Source organism: Actinoplanes octamycinicus, assembly GCF_014205225.1.
GTDB classification, from domain to species: Bacteria; Actinomycetota; Actinomycetes; order Mycobacteriales; family Micromonosporaceae; genus Actinoplanes; species Actinoplanes octamycinicus.
The window spans coordinates 7,753,159-7,775,814 of sequence record NZ_JACHNB010000001.1 but is presented as its reverse complement, the minus strand read 5'-3'; the positions used below and the strand labels follow the sequence as shown (position 1 = coordinate 7,775,814).

General features: G+C 72.5%; 21 protein-coding genes and 1 pseudogene. 14 read left to right on the top strand and 8 right to left on the bottom strand.

Going from position 1 to position 22,656, the window contains the following annotated elements:
• Positions 1-150: 150 nt before the first annotated feature.
• From BJY16_RS35140 to BJY16_RS35130, 3 genes are read right to left on the bottom strand one after another with little or no spacing between them, the layout of a single operon-like run.
• Positions 151-861: a histidine phosphatase family protein gene (locus BJY16_RS35140; protein ID WP_185043855.1), complete on the bottom strand. Its 711-nt coding sequence runs from the start codon at positions 859-861 to the stop codon at positions 151-153.
• Position 862: 1 nt separating this feature from the next.
• A complete protein-coding gene (locus BJY16_RS35135; protein ID WP_185043854.1) occupies positions 863-1,612 on the bottom strand; it encodes an SDR family oxidoreductase in 750 nt (249 codons plus the stop codon).
• A 20-nt stretch (positions 1,613-1,632) separates the two neighbouring features.
• Positions 1,633-3,585: an ABC1 kinase family protein gene (locus BJY16_RS35130; protein ID WP_239177763.1), complete on the bottom strand. Its 1,953-nt coding sequence runs from the start codon at positions 3,583-3,585 to the stop codon at positions 1,633-1,635.
• A 159-nt stretch (positions 3,586-3,744) separates the two neighbouring features.
• On the opposite strand from BJY16_RS35130, the gene BJY16_RS35125 reads away from it, so the two are divergent.
• The 5 genes from BJY16_RS35125 to BJY16_RS35105 all read left to right on the top strand — a co-directional run bounded on the left by BJY16_RS35125 (position 3,745) and on the right by BJY16_RS35105 (position 5,901).
• The gene (locus BJY16_RS35125) at positions 3,745-4,464 is read left to right on the top strand and encodes an SDR family NAD(P)-dependent oxidoreductase (protein ID WP_239177761.1); all 720 of its coding nucleotides are present in this window, start codon (positions 3,745-3,747) and stop codon (positions 4,462-4,464) included.
• Positions 4,465-4,486: 22 nt separating this feature from the next.
• Positions 4,487-4,852, top strand: a complete 366-nt coding sequence (locus BJY16_RS35120) for a hypothetical protein (RefSeq protein ID WP_185043851.1) — start codon at positions 4,487-4,489, stop codon at positions 4,850-4,852.
• Positions 4,849-5,202, top strand: a complete 354-nt coding sequence (locus BJY16_RS35115; protein ID WP_185043850.1) for a hypothetical protein — start codon at positions 4,849-4,851, stop codon at positions 5,200-5,202. Before BJY16_RS35120 ends, BJY16_RS35115 begins: the two co-directional genes overlap by 4 nt.
• Positions 5,160-5,477, top strand: a complete 318-nt coding sequence (locus tag BJY16_RS35110) for a hypothetical protein (RefSeq protein ID WP_185043849.1) — start codon at positions 5,160-5,162, stop codon at positions 5,475-5,477. The genes BJY16_RS35115 and BJY16_RS35110 overlap by 43 nt, the downstream gene beginning before the upstream one ends.
• A gap of 85 nt (positions 5,478-5,562) precedes the next feature.
• Positions 5,563-5,901 (top strand): hypothetical protein, encoded by a 339-nt coding sequence (locus BJY16_RS35105; RefSeq protein ID WP_185043848.1) that lies wholly within the window; start codon positions 5,563-5,565, stop codon positions 5,899-5,901.
• On the opposite strand, the gene tnpA is transcribed toward BJY16_RS35105, so the two are convergent.
• Complete coding sequence (gene tnpA, locus BJY16_RS35100; protein WP_185043847.1) at positions 5,864-6,280, bottom strand: IS200/IS605 family transposase; 417 nt, start codon at positions 6,278-6,280, stop codon at positions 5,864-5,866. The genes BJY16_RS35105 and tnpA overlap by 38 nt on opposite strands.
• A 19-nt stretch (positions 6,281-6,299) precedes the next feature.
• Here tnpA and BJY16_RS35095 point away from each other — a divergent pair, with 19 nt between their 5' ends.
• The 3 genes and pseudogenes from BJY16_RS35095 to BJY16_RS35085 all read left to right on the top strand — a co-directional run bounded on the left by BJY16_RS35095 (position 6,300) and on the right by BJY16_RS35085 (position 8,374).
• Positions 6,300-7,538 carry an RNA-guided endonuclease InsQ/TnpB family protein gene (locus BJY16_RS35095; RefSeq protein WP_260419078.1) on the top strand — a complete coding sequence of 413 codons (1,239 nt, stop codon included), beginning with the start codon at positions 6,300-6,302 and terminating at the stop codon, positions 7,536-7,538.
• Positions 7,539-7,555: 17 nt separating this feature from the next.
• Positions 7,556-8,131 (top strand): annotated as a pseudogene (locus tag BJY16_RS35090) (cyclase family protein); the annotation flags it as partial.
• A gap of 72 nt (positions 8,132-8,203) precedes the next feature.
• Complete coding sequence (locus tag BJY16_RS35085; RefSeq protein ID WP_185043845.1) at positions 8,204-8,374, top strand: hypothetical protein; 171 nt, start codon at positions 8,204-8,206, stop codon at positions 8,372-8,374.
• Here BJY16_RS35085 and BJY16_RS35080 read toward each other — a convergent pair.
• Positions 8,352-8,789, bottom strand: a complete 438-nt coding sequence (locus BJY16_RS35080; RefSeq protein ID WP_185043844.1) for a MarR family winged helix-turn-helix transcriptional regulator — start codon at positions 8,787-8,789, stop codon at positions 8,352-8,354. The genes BJY16_RS35085 and BJY16_RS35080 overlap by 23 nt on opposite strands.
• A gap of 138 nt (positions 8,790-8,927) precedes the next feature.
• Here BJY16_RS35080 and BJY16_RS35075 point away from each other — a divergent pair, with 138 nt between their 5' ends.
• The 4 genes from BJY16_RS35075 (at position 8,928) to BJY16_RS35060 (ending at position 13,268) form a co-directional block, all read left to right on the top strand.
• Positions 8,928-10,112 carry an MFS transporter gene (locus BJY16_RS35075; RefSeq protein ID WP_185043843.1) on the top strand — a complete coding sequence of 395 codons (1,185 nt, stop codon included), beginning with the start codon at positions 8,928-8,930 and terminating at the stop codon, positions 10,110-10,112.
• A 20-nt stretch (positions 10,113-10,132) separates the two neighbouring features.
• Complete coding sequence (locus BJY16_RS35070) at positions 10,133-10,954, top strand: aldo/keto reductase (RefSeq protein WP_185043842.1); 822 nt, start codon at positions 10,133-10,135, stop codon at positions 10,952-10,954.
• A gap of 381 nt (positions 10,955-11,335) precedes the next feature.
• The gene (locus tag BJY16_RS35065) at positions 11,336-12,013 is read left to right on the top strand and encodes a TetR/AcrR family transcriptional regulator (protein WP_185043841.1); all 678 of its coding nucleotides are present in this window, start codon (positions 11,336-11,338) and stop codon (positions 12,011-12,013) included.
• A 91-nt stretch (positions 12,014-12,104) separates the two neighbouring features.
• Positions 12,105-13,268: an FAD-dependent oxidoreductase gene (locus BJY16_RS35060; RefSeq protein ID WP_185043840.1), complete on the top strand. Its 1,164-nt coding sequence runs from the start codon at positions 12,105-12,107 to the stop codon at positions 13,266-13,268.
• On the opposite strand, the gene rox is transcribed toward BJY16_RS35060, so the two are convergent.
• Entirely contained in the window at positions 13,226-14,638 is a 1,413-nt protein-coding gene (gene rox / locus BJY16_RS35055) for a rifampin monooxygenase (RefSeq protein WP_185043839.1), read from the bottom strand. The genes BJY16_RS35060 and rox overlap by 43 nt on opposite strands.
• Positions 14,639-14,864: 226 nt before the next feature.
• On the opposite strand from rox, the gene BJY16_RS35050 reads away from it, so the two are divergent.
• Entirely contained in the window at positions 14,865-18,041 is a 3,177-nt protein-coding gene (locus BJY16_RS35050) for a chemotaxis protein CheB (protein WP_185043838.1), read from the top strand.
• Between the two features lie 24 nt (positions 18,042-18,065).
• On the opposite strand, the gene BJY16_RS35045 is transcribed toward BJY16_RS35050, so the two are convergent.
• Positions 18,066-20,342 carry a bifunctional diguanylate cyclase/phosphodiesterase gene (locus BJY16_RS35045; protein WP_185043837.1) on the bottom strand — a complete coding sequence of 759 codons (2,277 nt, stop codon included), beginning with the start codon at positions 20,340-20,342 and terminating at the stop codon, positions 18,066-18,068.
• A 195-nt stretch (positions 20,343-20,537) separates the two neighbouring features.
• Positions 20,538-21,179: a TetR/AcrR family transcriptional regulator gene (locus BJY16_RS35040; RefSeq protein ID WP_185043836.1), complete on the bottom strand. Its 642-nt coding sequence runs from the start codon at positions 21,177-21,179 to the stop codon at positions 20,538-20,540.
• Between the two features lie 82 nt (positions 21,180-21,261).
• Here BJY16_RS35040 and BJY16_RS35035 point away from each other — a divergent pair, with 82 nt between their 5' ends.
• Positions 21,262-22,422, top strand: coding sequence for an FAD-dependent oxidoreductase (locus tag BJY16_RS35035; protein ID WP_185046819.1), 1,161 nt, complete (start codon positions 21,262-21,264; stop codon positions 22,420-22,422).
• Positions 22,423-22,656 lie beyond the last annotated feature (234 nt).

Here is a 22,656-nt window from a genome sequence, read left to right as displayed (position 1 = left end):
TTCATCGGTGATGATGTGACCCGAGTCACTGCTAGTTGAGCGAGACCTCCCAGCGGCCGACTGGGTGCGTGGCCATCCCCGAGCCCGCATCGGCACGCCGAGCCCGTCGGTGGCCAGGACCAGGCGTCGATCCGGCTGGCAGAGCGACCGTCAGCGGTAGGTGAGCAGGCGCCGCTCGCTCTCCACATGGGTGTGCTCGTTGAAGGTGGACAGCGACAACCCGCTCCGCCCCGAGATCACCTTGGTCAGCCCGGTGTTCACCGACACCCGGTTGAGCGCCGCCCACACCGTCGCCAGCGTCCCGGCCGGCGCCTCCGCGCCCGCCGTCAGCAGCGCCGACACCATCGCGATCGGCCCGCCCGAGCTGACCACCACGATCTCCCGGTGCTGCCGCAGCAGCTCGGCGGCCGAGGTGAGCGCCGCCGCGACCCGCCGCCGGAAGCCGGCGAACGACTCCGCGTACTCGATGTCGAACTGGCCCGACGACCAGCGGGCCGTGGCCGCGTCGAACACCTCCTGGAACGCCCGGTCCGGCCGGTCGGCGAGGTTCAGCTCGGCCATCATCGCGGCCCGGTCCCGGTAGAGCGGCCGGTGGATCTCCACGACGTGCTGGAAGTCGAACTCGTTCCACCCCGGGTCGGTGCTTATCGGCACCGCCGTGCCGAGCCCGTCGAGCAGCCCGGCGGCGGTCTCCGCGTGCCGCCGCATCGTGCCGTGCAGCACCAGGCCGGGCTTGGCGCCCCGGGCCGCGAGCGCCCGCCCCAGCGTCCGCGCCTGCTCGTGCCCGAGCTCGGAGAGCGCGTCGTAGTCGTCCGCGCCGAACGACGCCTGACCGTGCCGGACCAGCAGCAGACGGGCCATCTCAGACCAGCTTCCGGACGACGGACAGCGGCAGCACCCGCAGCGCCACCCCGATCGGCACCCAGGGCCAGGCCGGCACATACGCCTTGACTTTGCGTTTCTCGATCGCCGCGACCATCGCCCGGACGCCCGTGACGGTGTCCACCATGAACCTGGCCCGCTGCGTGACGTGCTCGTTCATCTCCGAGCGGATGTAGCCCGGGTAGATCACCGACACATCCACCCCGGGCACCCGCTCGGACCGGACACCCTCGGCGATCGCGGCCACCCCGGCCTTGGTCGCGGCATAGGTGGTCATCGACTTCCGCATGCCGCGCAGCGCCGACATCGACGAGATCAACACCAGATGACCCCGTTTCTGGGTACGGAAGATCTGCAGCGCCGCCTCGGTCTGGGCGAGCGCCCCCACGAAGTTGACCATCGCGGTCGCCCGGTTCGCGTCGAACCGGCCGGTGCCCAGCGGCGCGCCCTTGCCCAGCCCGGCGTTGACGATCACCCGGTCGATCGCCCCGAACTCGTCGGCGAACTGCTGGAACACGGTGAACACCGCGTCGTCGTCGGTGACGTCCAGGGCCCGGACGCTGACCCGCCGATCGGGGTGCGCCGCGGTGATCTCGTCGCGGAGCTGGTCGAGGCGGTCGGTGCGGCGGGCGCAGAGCGCGAGGTCGTAGCCGAGCGCGGCGAACTGCCGGGCCATCTCTTCGCCGAGGCCGGCGCTGGCACCGGTGATCAGCACAACTCCTTGTGGCATGCGGACACGGTAGGTCCGCCTCAGTCCCTTTTCAAGATCACTACCAGGACCCGGAGGACCAGCACCACCGACACGATCAGCAGGCCGTAGCCGAGCAGCGGGAACAGGCCGACGCCGGCGCTGACCCGCGGCCCGTCGGCGGTGCCGAGCAGCAGGATGCCCATCACACCGGCGGTCGCGCCGATCACGGTGAGCAGCACCTGGTGGACCAGCCCGGTCACCACCCGCCGGTCCTGCTCGTCGGAGAACAACCGGATGTTCAGCCGCAGCCGGCCATTCTCCACCGCGTCGCCGATCCGGTCGATCCGCCGGGGCAGGTTGCGCAGCATCGGCAGCAGCGTGACCAGTTCCTGCTCCAGCGTGCGGGGCAGCTGCCGGGGGCCGAAGGTCTCGGCCAGCCGCCGGCCGCCGGCCTCCCGGGCCGCGCCGAGCAGGTCGAACCCCGGCCGGAGCAGCCCAAGCGTCCCCTCCAGGGTGGCGAACGCCCGGAACACCGCGGCGACCGCGGCGGGCACGCCCAGACCATAGGCGGCGACCGTACGCAGCAGCGCGGTCACCGCCGCGACCCCGGCCGAGCTGCCCGGCGCGGCGTAGCGGACCAGCAGCACGCCGAGCTCCCGCTGCAGGTCCCGCTCGTCCACGTCGCCGCCGTGGTCGGCCAGGTCGAGCAGCGCGTCGCTGGCGCCGACCGCGTCGCCGCGGCCGACGGCGGCCAGCAGCCGGCCGACCGCGGCCCGGGTGACCCCGTCGAGCCGGCCGACCGAGCCGAGGTCGAGCATGCCGAGCGAGCCGTCCGTGTCGACCAGCAGGTTGCCGGGGTGCAGGTCGGCGTGGAAGACCCCGTGCACCAGCACCTGGTCGAGCAGGCTGTCCAGCAGCGCCGCGGCGACCGCGTGCCGCCGGTCGTCGGCCAGCCCGGCCAGGACCGGCTCGGCAGCGCCCAGCGGCGTGCCGGGGAGCCGGCCCATCACCAGGACACGTTCCGAGCTCAACTCGCCGTACGCGAAAGGGACCCGGACCCCGCGCTCCGGGGAGGTGGCCAGCGCCGCGGCCATGGTCTGCAGGTTGTCCCGCTCGACGGTGAAGTCGAGCTCCTCGCGCAGCGCCTCGGCGAAGCCGAGCGCCAGCCGCCGCGCGCCGAACGACCGGCCCCACGCCGTGCGGGCCTCCAGCGTCGTGGCCAGCCGCAGCAGGATGTCCAGGTCCCGCTCGACGACGGTGGCGATGCCCGGCCGTCGCACCTTCACCACCACCGGGGTGCCGTCCGGCAGCCGGGCCGCGTGCACCTGCGCCACCGACGCCGCGGCCAGCGGCTCCGGGTCGATCTCGGCGAACACCCGGTCGCCGAGCTCGGCGTCGAGCACCGCGGCGATCTGCGGCCAGGGCACCGGCGCGGCCCGGTCCTGCAGCGCGGTCAGCTCCTCGATGAACTCGGCCGGCAGCAGGTCCCGCCGGGTGGAGAGCAGCTGCCCGACCTTGACGAAGGTGACCCCGCCCTCGTCCAGCGCGGCGCGCAGCGACCGGGCCAGCCGCCGCCGGGCCGCCGCCGAGTCCGGCCCGGCCGGCGGCCGCCCGCGCAAAAACCTGCCCAGCCCGTGCCGCAGCGCGATCCGGACGATCGTCGAATACCGCCGGGTCCGCGCGATCCGCCGCCGGGTGCCGCGCCACGCCTCGGCCGGCCCGGGCAGCGTGCCGGTCGGCAGCAGCACCTCGAGCACCACCAGCGCGGCCATCGCGAGCAGCGCGGACACACAGACGGCCGCCAGCATCAGCAGGATCGCCTGGCCGGTGGACACGTCGGTGGGATCCGGCGGGGCCAGCGCCGCCAGGATCGGCGAGATCACCACCGTGGCCAGGATCGCGGCCAGCAGGGTCCGGCCCGGCCCGACCGGCACGCCGAGCAGGCGCCGGATCACGGCGGCGAACAGCAGGACGGTCAGGATCAGGAACGGGATGAACAAGAGCACCTGCACCCGCCCGACCCTAGGGGAGGGGATCGTCGATGTCCGTCCCGTCATCAGTGGCGCTGATGACGGGTATCGCGAGATTCGTCTTCCCGAGCCGGGCCGGGCTGCCCGATCGTGGTCGGATGCGGGAAAAGCGATCCGGCCGGGCCGCCGGAAAGGGTCGTCGTGGTCACCGGCGCCGGGCAGGGCCAGGGCGCGGCCGAGGCGCGGCTGCTCGCCGCGGAGGGCGCGACCGTGCTCGGCTGCGACGTGCGGGCGACGCCGGTCGAGGACCTGGGCGGCGCCGAGTACCGGCAGCTGGACGTCAGCGACCCGGCCGGGTGGGCGACGCTGACCGCCGAAGTGCGCGACCGGTACGGGCGGGTCGACGGCCTGGTGGCGAACGCCGGAGTGACCTGGCGGGCCCGGCTCGCCGAGCTGGACCCGGCCGACCTGCGGCGGGTGTCCGAGGTCAACGTGACCGGGGCGCTGCTCGGCGTCCAGGCGGTACTGCCGCTGATGCCGGCCGGCGCCTCGATCGTGCTGGTCGGCTCGGTGGCCGCGCTGACCGGCCACTACCCGGTGGCCTACACCGCCTCGAAGTGGGCGCTGCGCGGACTGGCCAAGGCCGCCTGCCTGGAGCTGGGCCCGCGCGGCATCCGGGTGAACACGATTCATCCCGGCTACATCGAGACCCCGATGACCGCCTCGGCCGCGCCGGCGTTCCGCGCCGCCAACGTCGCGGAGACCCCGCTCGGCCGCACCGGCACCGTCGACGAGGTGGCCCCGCTGGTGCTCTTCCTGCTCAGCGACGAGGCGTCGTTCATCACCGGCGCGGAGATCCCGGTCGACGGCGGGATGACCGCCCACGGCGGCGTCAAATCCATCAGCGACGCGGTCCCGTGAGGTTGATTACGATCACTGCCTGGTGATCACGGGGGAGCGGATGGCGGACGACGAGCGGATCGGGACCTCGTACGGGTGGACCGTCGCGGTCGGCCTCGGCTGGTATGCCACGGTGATCAGCGCCTGGCTCGTCGGGCGGTTCCAGGTGGACGATCCGCACGCCTGCGACGGGCAGTTCGGGACCTGGTGCATGACCAGCGCGCACGCCGGGATCTTCTGGCTCTCGGTGGCCAGCCCGGTGCTGCTGGTCATGGTCGTGGTGATGCTGCTGATCGCGCGGCCGATCAGCCGGAACGTCCCCGCGCCGCCGCTGGCCGGCACCCTCGCCGCGGCCGCCTCCGGTGCGGTGGTGGCCTGTCTGGGCGGCGCCTGGCTGGTGCTCCGGTGAAGCGGCTCGGGCTCGGCGCGCTGTTCTGCGGGTGGCTGTGGGGCGTGCCGTTCCTGCTGATCGTCGGGCTGATCCGGCGCGACGCGGACGTTCCGGCGGGCGGATATCTGACGGCTGCGCTGCTGCTGAACCTGGTCGTACCGATCACCGGTCTGCTCGTGGCCCGCCTGCTGAATGACCGCTTCTGGTCGGGGCAGTTCAAGGGCGCGCTGGTCGGCGTGGTGGCGTTCCTCATGGTCTTGGCGGTGATCGCCGGCACCGGCGCCGAGCCCGAACCGGACCCGGAGCCGTCCCCCAGGGTCTCCCGATGTGTCCAGTTCAGCGGCGGCCACTCCTGCCCGGGCGGCTGACCGAAGACCCTTTTCCGGTACGACCTCAGCGCGCCCGGAACAACGTCCGGCTCGGCGCCTATGCGTACGCGGCTCGGGCCGTCCCGGTCGGCCTGGTCGCGGCGGTGCTGCCGGGGGCCGGTCCGGGCACCGGGGTGGGCTGGCTGCTCGCGGTCGCCGCCGTGATCCAGGCGTTCGATGTGGCGATCGGTGTCTGGCGGCGAGAGGCCGGGATGACCATCGGCGCCTCGTCGCTCACCGTCATCCACACGGTCACCGCGATCGCTCTCTGGTGACCTCTTTCGGCGCCGGACTGCCGCCGCGGCCGTCCGATGTGCACGATGAGTGGCGGACCCGACACCGAACCGAGGAGCTGACCACATGTGCACTGAGCCGGGCACCCATGGACTGACCCGCCGCGCGGCGCTGTTCGGCGGCGCGGGGGTCGCGGCGGCGGTCGCCGTCGGCGCGCCCGCCCAGGCCGCCGCGGGTGGCCGCGGCCTGCGCGACCTGACCTATCCGCTCGGGCCGGACACGCCGGCGTTCAGCCCGGGGGAGGAGGCGGTCCGGCGGACCGTCACCACGATCCCGGCCGACGGCTACCGGAATGCGGGCCAGTGCTCCGGGCTTCAGGCCGGGGTGAAGGCCCGCGCTGGGAGGGCCGCTAGGCCGGAGCAGTGCCTTAACCGGGCCGGTTCTGCTGCTCGATGTACTGCTTGACGAGGTTCAGCGGTGCGCCGCCGGCGGAGCCTGCGAAGTACGAGCCGGAGCAGAGTTTGTTGGCCTGGTAGTAGTGGGGTACCAGGTCGGGGAACTCTTGGCGCAGGCGGCGGGAGGAGACGCCCTTGAGCGAGTTGACCAGCCGAGCGACAGCGACCTTGGGTGGGAAGTTGACCAGCAGGTGCACGTGATTGTTCTCGCCGTTGAACTCGACCAGCTCTGCCTCGAAGTCGGCGCAGATGTCGCGCATGATCGCCTGCCTCCGGACCAGGTGCTGGTCGGTGAACACCTTGTGCCGGAACTTCGTCACGAAAACCAAGTGAACGTGCATCGCAAAGACACAGTGCCTGCCAGTGCGGATACCTTGAGGCTCGGCCATAAGCCAGCATGGGACAGTGATGGTCGTGCAGCTCCGTTACAACTTCCGGGTCACCCCGGACGCCGCCCAGCGCACCGCGCTGGCGCAGGCGTTCGGGTGTGCCCGCGTGGTTTTCAACGACGGACTCAGGCTGCGTCAACAGGCCCGCGAGGCAGGCGAGAAGTACCTCTCCGATGGAGACCTGTCGAAGCTGGTCATCACCCAGGCCAAGGCCACCGAGGACCGGGCGTGGCTGGGCGAGGTGTCGGCCGTGGTGTTGCAGCAAGCCCTCGCGGACCTGAACATCGCGTACCGCAACTTCTTCGCCTCGGTCACCGGAAAGCGCAAGGGCCGCAAGGTCGCCCCGCCCCGGTTCCGGTCGCGCAAGGACAGCCGGCAGGCGATCCGGTTCACCAAGAACAGCAGGTTCAAGGTCCTGGACAACGGCCGCCTGCGGCTGCCGAAGATCGGCGACCTACCGGTCCGCTGGTCGCGGACCCTGCCGTCGGACGCGTCCAGCGTCACGATCATCAAAGACGCGGCAAACCGGTACTTCGCCTCCTTCGTCGTGACCGTCGGCGAGGATGAGATGCTGCCGCCGGTCGAGCCGGAGATCGGCATCGACCTCGGTCTGACCCACTTCGCGGTCATGTCCGACGGCACGAAGGTGACCGCGCCGAAGTTCCTGCGGCGTGCGGCCCGCAAACTCAAACGGTTGCAGCAAGCTCTGTCCCGCAAGACCAAGGGCAGCAACCGCCGCAAGAAGGCTGTCATCAAGGTCGCCAGGGCGCACGCCCGGGTGGCTGACACCCGGCGCGACTGGCAGCACAAACTGTCCACGGCGATCATCCGCGACAACCAAGCGGTGTACGTCGAGGACCTGTGCGTGACCGGTCTCGGCCGGACCCGGCTCGCCAAGAGCGTGCACGACGCGGGCTGGGCCAGCTTCACCACCATGCTGGAGTACAAGGCGGCCCGGTACGGGCGCACGTTCGCCCGGGTGGACCGGTTCTTCCCGTCCACCCGGATGTGCTCGGACTGCGGACGGATCACCGAGAAGTTGGCGCTGAATGTCCGGGCGTGGGACTGCCCCTGCGGCAGTCACCACGACCGGGACGTCAACGCCGCCATCAACATCAAGGCCGCCGGGCAGGCGGACTTCAACGACCGTCGAGCGCAGGTAAGACCAGGACTCGTCCCGGCACCGCGCAGTGAAGCGGTAACCCGCCAGAACGCCGCGCGTGCCACGCGCAGCGTGGCTGGAATCGCCGTCCTTTAGTACGGCGAGGATGTCAATACATGCAGGAGTGGCGGATCATCGAGCACATCGGCACCCACGTCGACGCGCCCGCGCACTTCACCGCCGGCGGGCGCACCTCGACCGAGCTGCGGCCGGCCGAGCTGCTCCTGCCGGCCGTGGTGATCGACATCGCGGCCCGCGCCCAGCGTGATCCGGACACCGCGATCACCATCGACGACCTGCGCGCCTTCGAGCGCCGGCACGGCCGCATCCCGGACGGCGCCGCCGTGCTGATGTACTCGGGCTGGGGCGCCAAGGTCGGTGACCCGGACGCCTACCGCGGCACCGACGCGGCCGGCACCCTGCACTTCCCGGGGTTCGGGGTGGACGCCTGCGAGTGGCTGCTGCGGCACCGCCGGATCCGCTCGCTCGGCGTCGACACGCTGAGCATCGACCCGGGCGTCTCCACCACCTTCGACGCCCACCTGGCGCTGACCGGCGCCGACCGTTACGGCCTGGAGAACCTGGCCAACCTGCAGCAGATCCCGCGGCACGGGGCGACCATCTTCGTCGGCCTGATCCCCTACGAGGGTGGCTCCGGCGGTCAGGCCCGCGTGCTCGCCACCTGGTAGGAAGTCCGGCGCCGAAGCCGGCATGCGCAGCGGGGGAGGGGGTATGCGGCCGGTAACGATCAGGAGGCCGTCATGATCACTGCTCCGGAGCCGGCGAGTGGGCCGGACATCGAACGCCCGATCGACCTGCAAGATCTGCCCGACCATGCCAAGCCGGCCACCGTCCCGGCCCCGGGACACCGGCCGGACGAGGAACAGCCCAGCACCGCGACCCCGCCGGTCACGCCTGATGCAGGGCGGTGACCAGGGTTTCCAGCTCGGGGAGCTGCTCCGCCTGGGCGAGTGACTCCTCGAGCGCCCGGTCGTGGGTGGGCCGTGCCTGCTCCAGCAGCTCCCGGCCGGCCGCGGTCAGCTCGGTGTAGATGCCGCGCCGGTCGTCGGCGCACAGGATCCGGGTGAGCAGCCCGCGGTCCTCCAGCCGGGTGACCAGCCGGGTGGTCGCGCTGCTGGACAGCGCGGCGGCCCGGGCCAGCTGCTGCATCCGCATGTGCCAGCCGTCCTGCCGGCTGAGCGCGTCGAGCACGGTGAACTCCACCACCGACAGCCGGTGGCCGGCCTGCAGCTCCCGCTCCAGCGCGGTCTCGATCAGGCCGTGCAGGGCGGCGAGCCGGCGCCAGCCCTGCGCGCGGATCTCCACCGCGTCGTTGCTGATTCCCATCGCCGCCGTTCCCTCCGCTGTGCCGCCGAGACGCTCCTCACCCTACACCGCCTTGCGCGGATATACCGCGCCTGCAACTATTTAGCCGTTGCGCGTGCAACTAATGCACGCGCCGGTTGTTGCATGGAGGAGTTCCTCGTGCCCATCGCCCTGTATGCCCTCGCCATCGGCGGGTTCGGCATCGGCCTGACCGAGTTCGTCATCGCCGGCCTGCTCCCCGAGGTGGCCGCCGAGTTCCAGGTGACCGAGGCGGCCGCCGGCGGCCTCATCTCCGGGTACGCCCTCGCGGTCGCGGTCGGCGCGATCCTGCTCACCGCCGCCCTCGGCCGGGTCGACCGCCGCCGGGCCCTGCTCGCGCTGATGGTGCTCTTCATCGCCGGGAACCTGCTCTCCGCGATCGCCCCGACCTACGGCCTGATGCTGCTCGGCCGGATCCTCGCCGCGCTCTGCCACGGCGCGTTCTTCGGCATCGGCGCGGTGGTCGCCGCCGACCTGGTCCCGGCCGAGCGCAAGGCCGCCGCCATCTCGACCATGTTCACCGGCCTGACCGTCGCCAACGTGCTCGGCGTGCCGCTCGGCACCTTTCTCGGCCAGGCCGCCGGCTGGCGGGCCACCTTCTGGGCGATCGCCGCGATCGGGGTGCTCGCGCTGATCGGCATCGCCGTCCTCACCCCGGCCACCCCGGCCCCGCGCGGCGGCGGCCTGCTCGGCGAGTTCCGAGCCTTCGCCAGCGTCCAGGTCTGGCTGTCCATCCTGGTCACCGTGCTCGGGTTCGGCGGCATGTTCGGCGCCTTCAGCTACCTGGCCTACACGCTCACCGGCGTCAGCGGGTTCGGTGCCGGCGCCGTACCGTGGCTGTTGATCGTCTTTGGTGTGGGCCTCTTCGCCGGCAACATCCTCGGTGGCCGGGCCGCCGACCGGAACCTGCCGGTCACCCTGCTGAGTCTGCTCGCCGGCCTGGCCGTGGTGCTGGCCCTGTTCGCGCTGACCGCCGGCCACCAGGCCGCCGCGGTGGCCGGGCTGCTGCTGATGGGCGGGTTCGGCTTCGCCACCGTGCCCGGTCTGCAGATGCGCATCCTCGGCCAGGCCACCCAGGCGCCGACCCTGGCCTCCGGCGCGAACATCGCCGCCTTCAACATCGGCAACGCCTTCGGCGCCTGGCTCGGCGGCCTCACCATCACGGCCGGGCTCGGCTACCGCGCGCCGCTCTGGGCCGGCGCCGCGGTGACTCTGGCCGCCCTGCTCGTCTACGCCCTGGCGACTCGTCTCCGCAACGGTGAATTCAACCGCGCCGCCGGGGAACTCGTTCCGGTAACCCACTGAACCAGCAACGAAGGAAGACCATGACCACCATCCCCACCGTCAAGCTCAACAACGGCGTCGAGATCCCGCAGCTCGGCTACGGCGTCTTCCAGATCCCGGACGCCGACACCCAGGCCGCGGTCACCACCGCGCTGGAGACCGGCTACCGCAGCATCGACACCGCCGCGGTCTACGGCAACGAGACCGGCGTGGGCCGCGCGGTCGCCGCCTCCGGCCTGCGGCGCGACGACCTCTTCATCACCACCAAGCTCTGGATCAGCGACCTGGGCCGCGCTCGCGACGCGCTCCGCGCCAGCCTCGACCGGCTCGCCCTGGACCAGGTCGACCTCTACCTGATCCACTGGCCGGCCCCGGCCACCGACGCCTACCTGGACGCCTGGCAGACCCTCGAGGAACTCCAGTCCGAGGGTCTCACCCGGGCGATCGGCGTCTCCAACTTCCTGCCCGAGCACCTGGACCGGGTGGTCGCGCTCGGCGGCACGGTCCCCGCCGTCAACCAGATCGAACTTCACCCGGCCCTGCTCAACCGCGCCAGCGCCGAGGCGAACGCCCGGCACGGCATCGCCACCGAGGCGTGGAGCCCGCTCGCCCAGGGCGCCGTCCTCGACGAGCCGGCCGTGACGACCGCCGCCGAGGCGCACGGCGTCACCCCGGCCCAGGTCGTGCTCCGCTGGCACCTGCAGCACGGCAACGTCGTCATCCCGAAGTCGGTCACCCCGTCCCGGATCGCCGCCAACTTCGACGTCTTCGGCTTCACGCTGACCGACGCCGAGGTCGCCGCCATCGACGCCCTGGACCGCGACGGCCGTACCGGCCCGCACCCGGCCCGCTTCAACGGCTGACGCCCGCACCGCCCGCCCGTGCCCCGAACCGCCCCGCGCGTCGCGGCCGGTCCGGCTGGCTCTCACGGGTGTCTCGAAGCCTTCGAGACACCCGTGAGAGCCAGCCGGTGAACCGTGAGTCGCGTCGCGGCCGGGGCACGGCGGGCCTTGCGTTCGGCGCGCGGGCCCGCACGACACGCGTGGCGGTCGTGAGGGGAGCGGGCATCGCGGGCCGGTTGCCACGGGGCTGCGGGTCGTACCGGAAAGGGATCCGTGGCGGTGAGGGCGGCATCGCGGCAGCGAAGATGGTCTTCGACGGGCGCCGGGCCGGCGCGGACGCTATGAGCGCGGGGACGAGCGGAAGCGGTCGACGGTGACGAACATGTTCGCTACGATCGCGTTATGAGTCCTCGACGTGAACCCGTCAGCCGGCGGGACCGGCCGGCGAAACCCGCCCTCAGCCGGGCCGGCGCGGTCGCCGTGGCGCTGCGGATCATGCGCGAGGAGGGCCTGGAGCGCCTCACCATGCGCCGCCTCGCCGCCGAGCTGGACACCGGCCCTGCCTCCCTCTACGTCTACGTGCAAAACATGGCCGAGCTGCACGGCGCCATCCTCGACGAGCTGCTGGCCGAGCTCACGCTGCCGCCGGTGGACGCGGACCGGTGGCGGGACCGGCTGGTCGCGCTGATGTGCGACTACACCCGCCTGCTGATGGCGTGGCCGAGTCTGGCCCGCTCGGTGCTGACCCTGCGCCCGTCCGGCCCGCACTACGTCCGGTTGATCGACACCGTGCTCGGCCTGCTGCGGGCGGGCGGGGTGCCGGCCACCCAGGCCGCCTGGGGTCTCGACCTGCTGCTGCAGCTGGGCACCGCCACGGCCGCCGAGCAGGGCACCCGCGGCGAGGCGAAGGATGCCGACCGCGAGCAGGAGATGCTGGTGATGGCGCTGCGCGAGGCGCCCGAGCCGGAGTTCCCGCACGTCGCCCGGGTTCGTGACGAGCTCTTCTCCGGCACCGGCGAGGAGCGGTTGGCCTGGGCTTTCACGGTGCTGACAGCCGGCATTCAGGCCGTACCGAAATAGTTCGGGGAAAGCTCGCAGCTTTGCCGTGCCCATGCCGAACATGTTCGTCAAGAACGCGTTCAGTGAACGAAACTGATGATCGGAGAGCAAGATGACCACCACACCCGTCACGATCGTGGGCGCCGGACTCGGCGGCCTGACCCTCGCCCGCGTGCTCCACGTGCACGGCATCCCGGCCACCGTCTACGAGCTGGACGCCTCCCCGGAGGCCCGGACCCAGGGCGGCATGCTCGACATCCACGACTACAACGGCCAGGTGGCGATCCACGCGGCCGGCCTGACCGACGAGTTCCGGAAGCTCATCCACCCGGGCGGCGAGGCGACCCGGATCCTCGACCAGCACGGGACCGTGCACACCGACGAGCAGGACGCCGGCGACGGCACCCGGCCCGAGGTGGACCGCGGCGACCTGCGCCGGATGCTGCTCGACTCGCTGCCGGCCGGCACCATCGCATGGGGCAGCAAGGTCACCGGGGTCCGGACGCTCGGCGGCGGGCGGCACGAGCTGGCCTTCGCCGGCGGCCGCACGGTCCGCACCGGGCTGCTGGTCGGCGCGGACGGCGCCTGGTCCCGGATCCGGCCGCTGCTCTCCGACGCCCAGCCGGCCTACACCGGCATGTCATTCATCGAGGTGGACCTGCGGGACGCCGACCGGCGTCACCCCGGCCCGGCCCGCACGGTCGGCGGCGGCATGCTCTTCGCGCTCGGCTCCGGCCGCGGCTTCCTCGCCCACCGGGAGACCGACGGCAGCCTGCACATCTACATCGCCCTGCGGAAACCGGCCGGCTGGGTGGCCGGCATCGACTGGTCCGCGACGGACCAGGCGAAGGCCCTGCTGGTCGAGGAGTTCCGCGACTGGGCGCCGGAGTTCCACGCGCTGATCACCGAGGCGGACGGCGCGCTCATCCCGCGGACCATCAACGCGCTGCCGGTCGAGCACCGGTGGGAGCGGGTGCCGGGCGTGACGCTGCTCGGCGACGCGGCGCACGTGATGTCCCCGTTCGCCGGTGAGGGCGCCAACCTCGCGATGCTGGACGGCGCCGAGCTGGGCGAGGCGCTCGCGGCCCATCCGGAGGATCAGGAGCGGGCCCTTCTCGCGTACGAGGAAGCGCTCTTCACCCGCAGCGCCGCAGCCGCCGGGGAGGCCGCCCGCAACCTGGTCCTGTGCTTCGACGACCGGGCCCCGCACAGCCTCCTCGACCAGTTCGCCGCCTACGAGGCCGGGTCGGCGGCCCCGAACCAGCGGGCCAGCTGATCCGCCAGCCCCTCCGGGCCGGCGCCGGCCCAGGCGACGTGCCCGTCCGGGCGCAGCAGGACGGCCGGGACGTCCAGCTCCTCGCTCTGGTCGACGACGTGGTCGACCCGGTCGGCCCAGCCGGTCACCGACAGCCGGCCGGTCTGGTCCAGCAGCAGCCCGCGCCCGGTCCGCTGCAGTTCGAACAGCCGCCCGCGCCCGAGCCGGACGTCCTTGAGCCGGCGTCCGACCAGGTCCTGACCGGACCCGAAGTCGTAGCGGATGTCGATCGCGGTCACCTGGCCGATCAGGTACCGCCGGACGTCCTCGAAGTCCATCAGCCGCTCGATCAGCCGGCGCACCGGCGCGCTGGTCAGCATCTCGGACTGGGCCCGGGTGTTGTCCAGCACCTGGGCCGCCACCGGATGCCGCTCGGCGTGGTAGGTGTCCAGCAGCCCGGCCGGCGCCCAGCCGTTCACCTCGGCGGCCAGTTTCCAGCCCAGGTTGACCGCGTCCTGCACGCCCAGGTTCAGCCCCTGGCCGCCGAGCGGCGGGTGCACGTGCGCGGCGTCCCCGGCCAGCAGCACCCGCCCGGTCCGGTACGCCGCGGCCAGCCGGGTCGCGTCGCCGAACCGGGACAGCCAGCGCGGCGAGTGCGCCCCGAAATCGGTCCCGGCGTGCAGCCGCAACTGCTGCCGGAACTCCTCCATGGTCGGCTGCGCGGTGCCGACCTCAGCGGCCGGCACCACCACCCGGTACAACCCGTCCTGGCTGGGCCCGGCGCCGAACCGCAGCTGCGTCTTGCGGACCTCGGTCATCACCGCCAGGATCTCGTCGGCCGGCGCGGTCAGCTCCATCTCGCCGAGCAGCGCGTCGTTCTGCGACGGCTCGCCCGGGAAGTCCACCCCGAGCAGCTTGCGCACCGTGCTGCGACCGCCGTCGCAGCCGACCAGGAAGGCGCCGCGCAGCTCGGTGCCGTCGGAGAGCTCGGCGGTCACCCCGTAGTCGTCCTGGCTCAGCCCGGTCACCGCGACGCCGGTCCGGATCTCCGCCCCGGACTCGGCGGCGTGCTCGGCCAGCAGCCGGTCGGTGACCGGCTGCGCAACGCCGAGGGTGAACCCGTGCGCGGTGTCCAGCCGCTCCGGCGCCGGTTTGTGCACGCCGCCGAATCCGCTGCCCAGCGGGTATTTCCGGCCGGCTTCCAGAAATCGTTCCAGCAGGCCGCGCTGATCCATTATCTCGATGCTGCGGATGTGCAGGCCGAGCGAGCGCACATGCGGCGGCCGCTCGGTCTCCCGCTCCACCACGACCACCCGCACGCCGTGCAGCCGCAGCTCACTGGCGAGCATCATGCCGGTCGGGCCGCCACCGGCGATGATCACGTCAATCACGAAGAACCCCCATCTTTGTTTCACCGTAATTGCCGTCCAGCGGGCGATTCTCCGGCATGCCGGGGGCCTTGCCGCAAGCCCCCATTCCCACGCTATGGTGGAGATGGCGGAGGAAAAGGAAACCAATTCTTTACGGTACGCCGCGGTGCCCGCCGATCCGTCGCGCGCAGCCGGTCCCGCCGCGCCGATCGGGTCCATCCCCTCGGTGGTGGAGCAGACTGTGAGGATGGACGAGAAACGGGCGGTTCCTGACGTCGTCGCCCTGATCGCGTCCGCGGGCGGCCTCGGCGCCATCACCGCGGTGCTCAAGCGCCTCCCGCCCGGCTTCCCGGCGGCCGTGCTGGTCGCCCAGCATCTGGGTGGGCAGGGCAGCGCCCTGGTCGACATCATGCAGCGCCGGATCGGGCTGCCGGTCTCCTGGGCGCAGGACGGCGCCACGCTCAAGGGTGGCCGGGTGACGGTCGCCCCGCCGCAGACAGCGGTCGAGGTGCTGCCGGACAGCACACTGTCGGTGTCGCCGGCGCCGAATTCGGCTGCCAGCGGCCCCCTGGACACGCTGCTCATCTCGCTCGCCGACTCGTTCGGGCCGCGCGCGGTCGCGGTCGTGCTCTCCGGCATGGGCCGGGACGGCACGCTCGGCGCCCGGGCCCTGCGGGTCTCCGGGGGCACGGTGGTGGCGCAGAGCGAGGACTCGGCCGAGCACACCGGGATGCCCCGCTCGGTGGTCGAGGCCGGCGCGGCCGACCTGGTCCTGGACGTGCGCGACATCGGCCCGGTGCTGGCCGATCTGATCCGCGGCGGCGAACTGCCCCGCGTCCGCGCGGAGCGCTCGCTGGCCGGGACGCTGTTCCCCGGCCCGGGCGAGGTCGCGGCGCTGTTCCGCCGGCTGGACTGGCGGCGCACCCGGCTGGGCCCGGTGCAGGGCTGGCCGGACGAGCTGGTCACCGTGGTGCAGGTGGCGCTGGCCAGTCCGCTGAGCATGAGTGTGCTGTGGGGGCCGGAGTACCTGCAGCTCTACAACGACGCCTACCGCCGGATGATGGGCGACAAGCACCCGGCCGGTCTGGGCCAGCCGAACCGGGAGTGCTGGCCGGAGGTGTGGCACCTGAACGAGTCGCGGTACGCCCAGGTGATGGCCGGTGAGTCGGTGTCCCTCACCGACTCGCCCTACCCGGTCGCCCGGCGGGGCGAGGTCGAGGACGCCTGGTTCGACCTGACCTTCAGCCCGATCCGGGACCGGGACGGCGAGGTCGCCGGCATCCTCGCCACGGTGATCGAGAAGACCGCCGAGGTGCTGAACCGGCGCCGGTTGCAGCTGCTGAACCGGCTGGCGACCGGCCCGGCCGGGGCTCCCACGCGGCGGGCGTCGCTGGAACGCTCGCTCACCGCGCTGACCGTCGGCGACGCGGACGTGCAGTTCGCGGTGGCGTACACGGTGGACCTCGGGCGGCCCCACGCCGACCTGGCCGGGGCGGCCGGGGTGACGCCCGGCGGTCCGATGGCGCCGCACACCGTCCCGCTGCTCGACGACGCCGCCGCGTGGCCGGTCGGGCGGGTGGTCCGCACCGACGACCTGGTGGTGGTCGACCAGCTCGCTGAGACCTTCCGCGGGGTGACGCTCAACGGTGGCCGGGAACCCGACAGCGCCATCGTCTTCCCGCTGCGCGGGCACCGTGACGGCGACGTCGTGGTGGTCGGGGTGCTGGTCCTCGGCGTCAACGCGCGGCTGCGCCTCGACGACACGTACCGGGAGTTCCTCACCCTGGTCGCGGTGCAGGTGGCGGCCTCACTCACCGAGGCGAGCGGGCGGCAGCGGCAGAGCGACCGGATCGACCGGCTGGCCGAGCTGGACCGGGCCAAGACCGAGTTCCTCTCCAACATCAGCCACGAACTGCGCACCCCGCTGACCCTGCTGCTGGCGCCGCTGGAGACGCTGGGCACGGATGCCGCCGGGCTGCCCGCGCCGCTGCGCGCCGAGGTGGAGGTGGCCGCCCGCAACGCCCGCCGGCTGCTGGTGATGGTGGAGGCCTTGCTCGACTTCTCGCAGCTCGAGGCGGGCCGGCTGCGGACCCGCCTGGAGCGGGCCGACCTGGCGGCGCTGACCGCGGACATCGCGGCCGCGTTCCGCAGCGCGGCCGAGCGGGCCGGCGTCGAGCTGCGGGTGAGCTGCCCGCCGATGAGCACGCCGGTCGAGGTCGACCCCGGCATGTGGGAGAAGATCGTCGCCAATCTGCTGGTCAACGCGCTGAAGTTCACCTTCTCCGGAGCGGTCACCGTGGAGTTGCGGGAGCTGCCGGAGCACGCCCAGCTCACGGTCAGCGACACCGGCGTCGGGATCCCGGCGGTCGAGCTGCCGCACATCTTCAAACGCTTCCACCGGGTGGCCGAGACCGAGGCCCGCACCCACGACGGCGCCGGGATCGGGCTGGCGCTGGTCAACCAGCTGACCCGGCGGCACCACGGGCGGGTCCGGGCGCAGAGCACGGTGGGGGAGGGCAGCCGGTTCACCGTCTGGCTGCCGAAAAGCCAGCCGCGGGGCGCCGGGGCGGAACCGGTCGCGGAGCCCGCCGAGCGCCGGTACCCGGTGGCCGGGGCGCTGGCCGAGGTGGCGAGTTTCTGGAACGCCCCGGTGGACGCGGCGCCGGCCGAGGCGCTCCGGCCGTACGACAACGCCCGGATCCTCGTCGTGGACGACAACCAGGACATGCGGGACTACCTGACCCGCCTGCTGTCGGTCTCCTGGGACGTGGAAGCGGTCGGCACCGGCGAGCAGGCGATGGACGCGGCCCGCCGCACCCGGCCGGATCTCATCCTCACCGACGTGATGATGCCGAACGTCGACGGTCTGCGGCTGCTGCGCCAGCTGCGCGCGGAGAGCACGCTGCGCGGCTTGCCGATGATCATGTTGAGCGCTCGGGCCGGCGAGCAGGCAGCGATCGAGGGGCTGGCCGCCGGGGCGAACGACTACCTGGTCAAACCGTTCGCCGCCCGGGAGCTGATCGCCCGGATCGGCGCGCAGCTGGAGCTGGCCCGGGTCCGCGAAGAGACCGAGGGGCGGTTCCGGGCTCTGGTCAACGCGAGCTTCGACGTGGTCTATCGGATGGACCCGGACTGGTCGCGGATGCGCGCCCTGGACGGCCGCGGCTTCCTCGCCGACACCGCCGAGCCGTCGGCGCACTGGCTGGACACCTACATCGACCCGGCGGACCAGCCGGAGGTGCTGGCCGCGATCGCCACCGCGGTCGCCGGCAAGAAGGTCTTCCACCTGCGGCACCGGGTGCGCCGGCCGGACGGGTCGCTGGGCTGGACCGAGTCGCGGGCCATCCCGCTGCTCGGCGACGACGGCGAGATCATCGAGTGGGTCGGCGCGGCCACCGAGATCGAACCGCCCGCCGTCTCCTAGCCGGGTGACCTATTCCGGCTGGCTTCAGTTGCGGGTCGCCAGTGCCGTGAGCGACTCGGTGTAACCGGCGAGCCAGCGGTCGAACTCCTCGGGCGGCATCGGCCTGGCGTAGTGGTAGCCCTGCGCGATGTCGCACCCGAGCGCCCGCAGCGCGCCCACGGCGGCCTCGTCCTCGACACCTTCGGCGACCACCGACAGCCCGAGGTTGTGGCCGAGGGTGATCGCGGTCCGGACCAGCACCTCGTCGGCCCGGCTGTCCGCCATGGCCTGCACGAACGACTTGTCGATCTTCAGCTCGTCGACCGGCAGGCGCTGCAGATAGGCCATCGACGAGTGGCCGGTGCCGAAGTCGTCCAGGGACAGGCTGATGCCCGCGTCGTGCAGGGCGCGCAGCACGGTCAGTGCCCGATCCGGATCAGCCATCGCCACGCTCTCGGTGATCTCCAGCTTGAGCAGCGCGGCGGGCAGCCCGGTCCGGTAGAGCAGGCCGAACACCTGGCCGGCGAACCCCGGGTCGAGCAGGCAGCGGGTGGACAGGTTGACCGCGATCGGGATCGGCGTGCCCCGCTCCGCCCAGAGTTTCGCCTGGCGGACCGCGATGTCCAGGACGTGCGCGGTGAGCGGGCGGATCAGGCTGGTCGACTCGGCCATCGGGATGAACCGGTCCGGCGCCATCCGGCCCAGCCGCGGGTGCTGCCAGCGGATCAGCGCCTCGACCCCGGTGACCCGGCCGGTGGCCAGGCACACCTTCGGCTGGTAGTGCAGCGAGAGCTGGTCGTCGGCGCCGATCGCCCGGCGCAGGTCGCCGAGCAGCTCCAGGCGGTTCTCCGCGCCGGTGTCGTGCGCGGCGTCGTACTGCTGCACGGTCGACGCCTGCTCGCGGGCCAGGTGCAGGGCCGCGTCGGCGTGCCGCAGCAGCGTCTCCGCATCCGTGCCGTGCTCCGGGGCGGCGGCCAGCCCGGCGTTCGCCTCCACGTCCAGGTGGAAGTCGTCGATCAGGAACGTGTGATGCAGCGCGGCCAGCAGCCGCTCCGCGGTGACCCGGGCGGCGACCAGGTCGTCGCCGGGCAGCAGCACGGCGAAGTCGTCGGCGCCGATCCGGGCGACCGTGGCCCCGGCCGGCGCGGCCTCGGTCAGCCGCTGCGCCACCTGGACCAGCAGCAGGTCGCCGTGCCGGTGGCCGAGCACGTCGTTGACCGTCCGGAAGTCCTGCAGGTTGATGACCAGGGCGGCGGCAGGCCGGCCGCCGCGCAGGGCGTTCCGGGTACGTTCGTTGAACTTCTCCCGGTTGGCCAGGCCGGTCAGCGCGTCGTGCGAGGCGGCCCGGCGCACCGACCGCGAGTGGCTGCGCCAGCTCAGCCCGGACACCAGGATCGTCAGCAGCGCGCCGAGCAGCAGCGACAGCGACCACACGCTGAAGCCGTGGGTCCAGCCGCCCGCCGAGGCCGGCGCGGAGACCGCCACGTACCAGTCGTTCGCGTTGTTCAGCTGGGCCGGCATCCGCTGGTACGCCACCCGGCGCCCGTCCAGCGTGGTGATGCCCTTGAGCCGGCCCGCCCGGGCGAGCGGCTCGAAGGTCCGGTCGGCGTTCCCGGTCATCGTGGTGGCCGTCCGGGAGTCGACGAACACCCGCCCGGTCGTGGCGTCCAGGATCGACGCGGCCCGGTCGCCGGTGGTGGCCGGCATCCGGAAGCTGTCCAGGTTGCTCTCGAAGTGCACGATGCCGGTGTGCCCGTACGCGGTGACCAGTATCGAATTGGAGATCACCGCGTGCCCGGTGTCCGGTGACTGGTACGCCTTGGTCTGGTAGACCCGGGCCGGCCCCATCGCCAGCGTCGGCGCGAAGTACGACGCCTGGTTCTCGTGGGTGCGCAGGTCCTTGGCCGCGGTCGGGTAGCCGCCGACGACCCGGGCGATCTGGGTGCCGTCCCGGTCGACGAAGCACGCCTCGCCGACCCGCCCCGGATACAGCTGCTCCAGGTAGGCGAGCGTGTCGTTGACCCGCTCCAGCAGCAGCCCGCCGGCCGCGATCTTCTCCTGGTTGGTGCCGGGGGCCTGATAGAAGTCGATGAAGACCGGGCTGTTCGCGAGCACCTGGGCGATCGCCCGGGACTGCTCGAAATAGTTGCGGACCGCCGCGGTCTGCTGCTCCAGGGTCAGGTCGAGGGTGTGGTCCTGCGCGGTGGACTGCTTGTCACGGGCCGCGAGCACGCTGGTCACCACGCTGGTCACCAGCACCAGCAGCCCGATCAGGAAGCCGGCCGTGCGGGCCAGACGAGCAATCGCCGAGCGGCTGATCATCGTCCTCCTCGCTCCGACACCTGCGCCACCATGCCGGGTGATCGGTCAGCCGCCGACCGTGCTGAGGACTCGCCCACCTCCGCACCGCTCCGGAAACCATTCTCGTGTTCAATTATGGCGGAAGTGCCCGGGTTTGGACGCCTTGGTGAAGATTCGTTAGGGCGCGCGCTGCCGGCGCGGCCTTTCGGTCGCCGCTCACTGCTCCGGGGTGTCGTCCAGGCCGAGCAGCCGGGCCATGATCGCGACCTGGCCGGCGAAGTGCTCGACGAACTCCGGTGCGCGCGGATCGGTCCCGCACAGCCCCTCGATCACGTGCGGCAGGGTGGTGGTCGCCATGCACGCGGCCATCAGGATCACCTGCAGGCAGGCCGGATCCACCTCGGCCGGCAGCCGCCCGGCGGCCTGCATCGCGCGCAGCCGGTCGACGCCGCCCTGCAGCATCCGGGTCCGCGACTCCCGGTCCGGGTCCTGATCCGGCCCGGAATACTGCAAGCCGCTCCAGGCGAACATCCGGACACCCTCCGGGCTGCGCACCGCCTCCAGGGCGAAGCCGCGCAGCTGCTCGGGCAGCGAGTCCCCGGCCGCGGACAGCTCGCTCTGCCGCTGCTGCCAGCGCTCGGACATCGCCTGGTAGAGGCCCTCCTTGCCGCCGAAGTAGTAGGACACCAGCTGCTGGTTGACCCCGGCACGGGCGGCGATCGCCCGGGTCCGCGCGCCGGCGAACCCGTGCTCGGCGAACTCGGTGGCCGCGGCGTCCAGGATCCGCTGCCGGGTGCGCTCCGGATCGCGCTGACGCTCCTGCGGGGTGGGTGACCTGCGCGGACTCGTTGACGGCACAGGCCGATCATACCGCCGCTTGACACAGTCAAGTAATCATCTGATTGACAAGTGCATGCATCTGGTTGATACCGTCCGGGGCATGACACGCATCCTCATCAGCGGCGCCGGGATCGGTGGTCTCGCGCTCGCCCACGCCCTCCGCCGGGGCGGCCTCGACGTCGCCGTCTACGAGCGGGAACCCAGCCCGCAGAGCCGCAACCAGGGCTATCGCCTGCACCTCGACCCGGATGGGAACGCCGCCCTGCGGGCCTGCCTGCCGCCCGCGGTGCTCGACCGGGTCCGCGACACCAGCGGGGTCAACGGGGACCTGGTCGCGTCTTTCACCCAGGATCTGCGGCGGGTGCATGCCCAGGAGTTCCCCGGCATCCCGGACAGCGAGCTCACCACCATCGACCGGGACAGATTCCGCCGCGGTCTGCTGAGCGGCCTGGCGGAGGTGGTCACGTTCGGCCGCCCGGTGACCGGCTACGAGATCACCCGGAGCGGCCGGGTCAGCATCGGCTTCGACGAGGGCGACCTGCTGGTCGGCGCGGACGGCGTCGGTTCCGCGGTGCGCCGCCAGCTGCTCCCTCATGCCACACTCCGCGACCTCGGCCTCCGCTGCGTCTACGGCCGCCTGCCCCTTCCCGCCGCATCCCCCACGCCACCTCCGGCCGCCCACCCCACGCCGGCCCCCGGCCTGGCCTCAATGCCGCCCTCCGATTCCAGCCGAGCGCCGTGGATCCCAGCGGATTTTCAGCGCGGCTTCTGCTGGGTCGCCGGCGACAACGGGTTCGGCGCCGGTTTCGCGCCGGTCCACTACCGCGACGGGCAGCCCGGATACCTGATGATCGCGCTGGTCGGGGCCGCCGACCGGTTCGACCCGGCACAGCGAGATCCTGCGGATCTCTGGCAGACCGTGACGGAGGCGACCGCCGATTGGCATCCGGAGATCCAGAAAATCCTCGCGTACGCCGACAGCGCCTCGTTCTTCCCGATCACCATCCGAGCCAGCGACCGTGTCGACGCCTGGCCGACCGGCCCGGTGACCCTGCTCGGCGACGCCGTCCACACGATGCCGCCGGCCGGCGGCGTAGGTGCGAACACCGCCCTGCAGGACGCCGCCACCCTCGCCGGCGAGCTGCTCTCCGGCGCTCCGCTGCTGGACGCGGTCGCCTCCTACGAGCGCCAGATGCTGCCCCGCGGCTTCGACACGGTGGAACGCTCAGTGCGAATGATCGAACAAATGACCAGCCGCTAGTGCTGTCGAGCACCTCCCGCGCCCGTGCCCGCCCGGCCCGCCTCCGGACGCTTGCGCCCGCCCGGCCCGCGCCTCCAGATCCGTGCGCCCGTCCGGCTCAGACATCGCAACGCCCGCGCCCGCTTGGCGCGCTTCGCGGCCTCGTCGGAGGTCCTCCCTCCTTGGGCGAGTCGGGTGCTTACTGCGTACCGGAAGTGAGCCTCGCGCGAGGCCGGCGATCCGTTACGTCTCCTG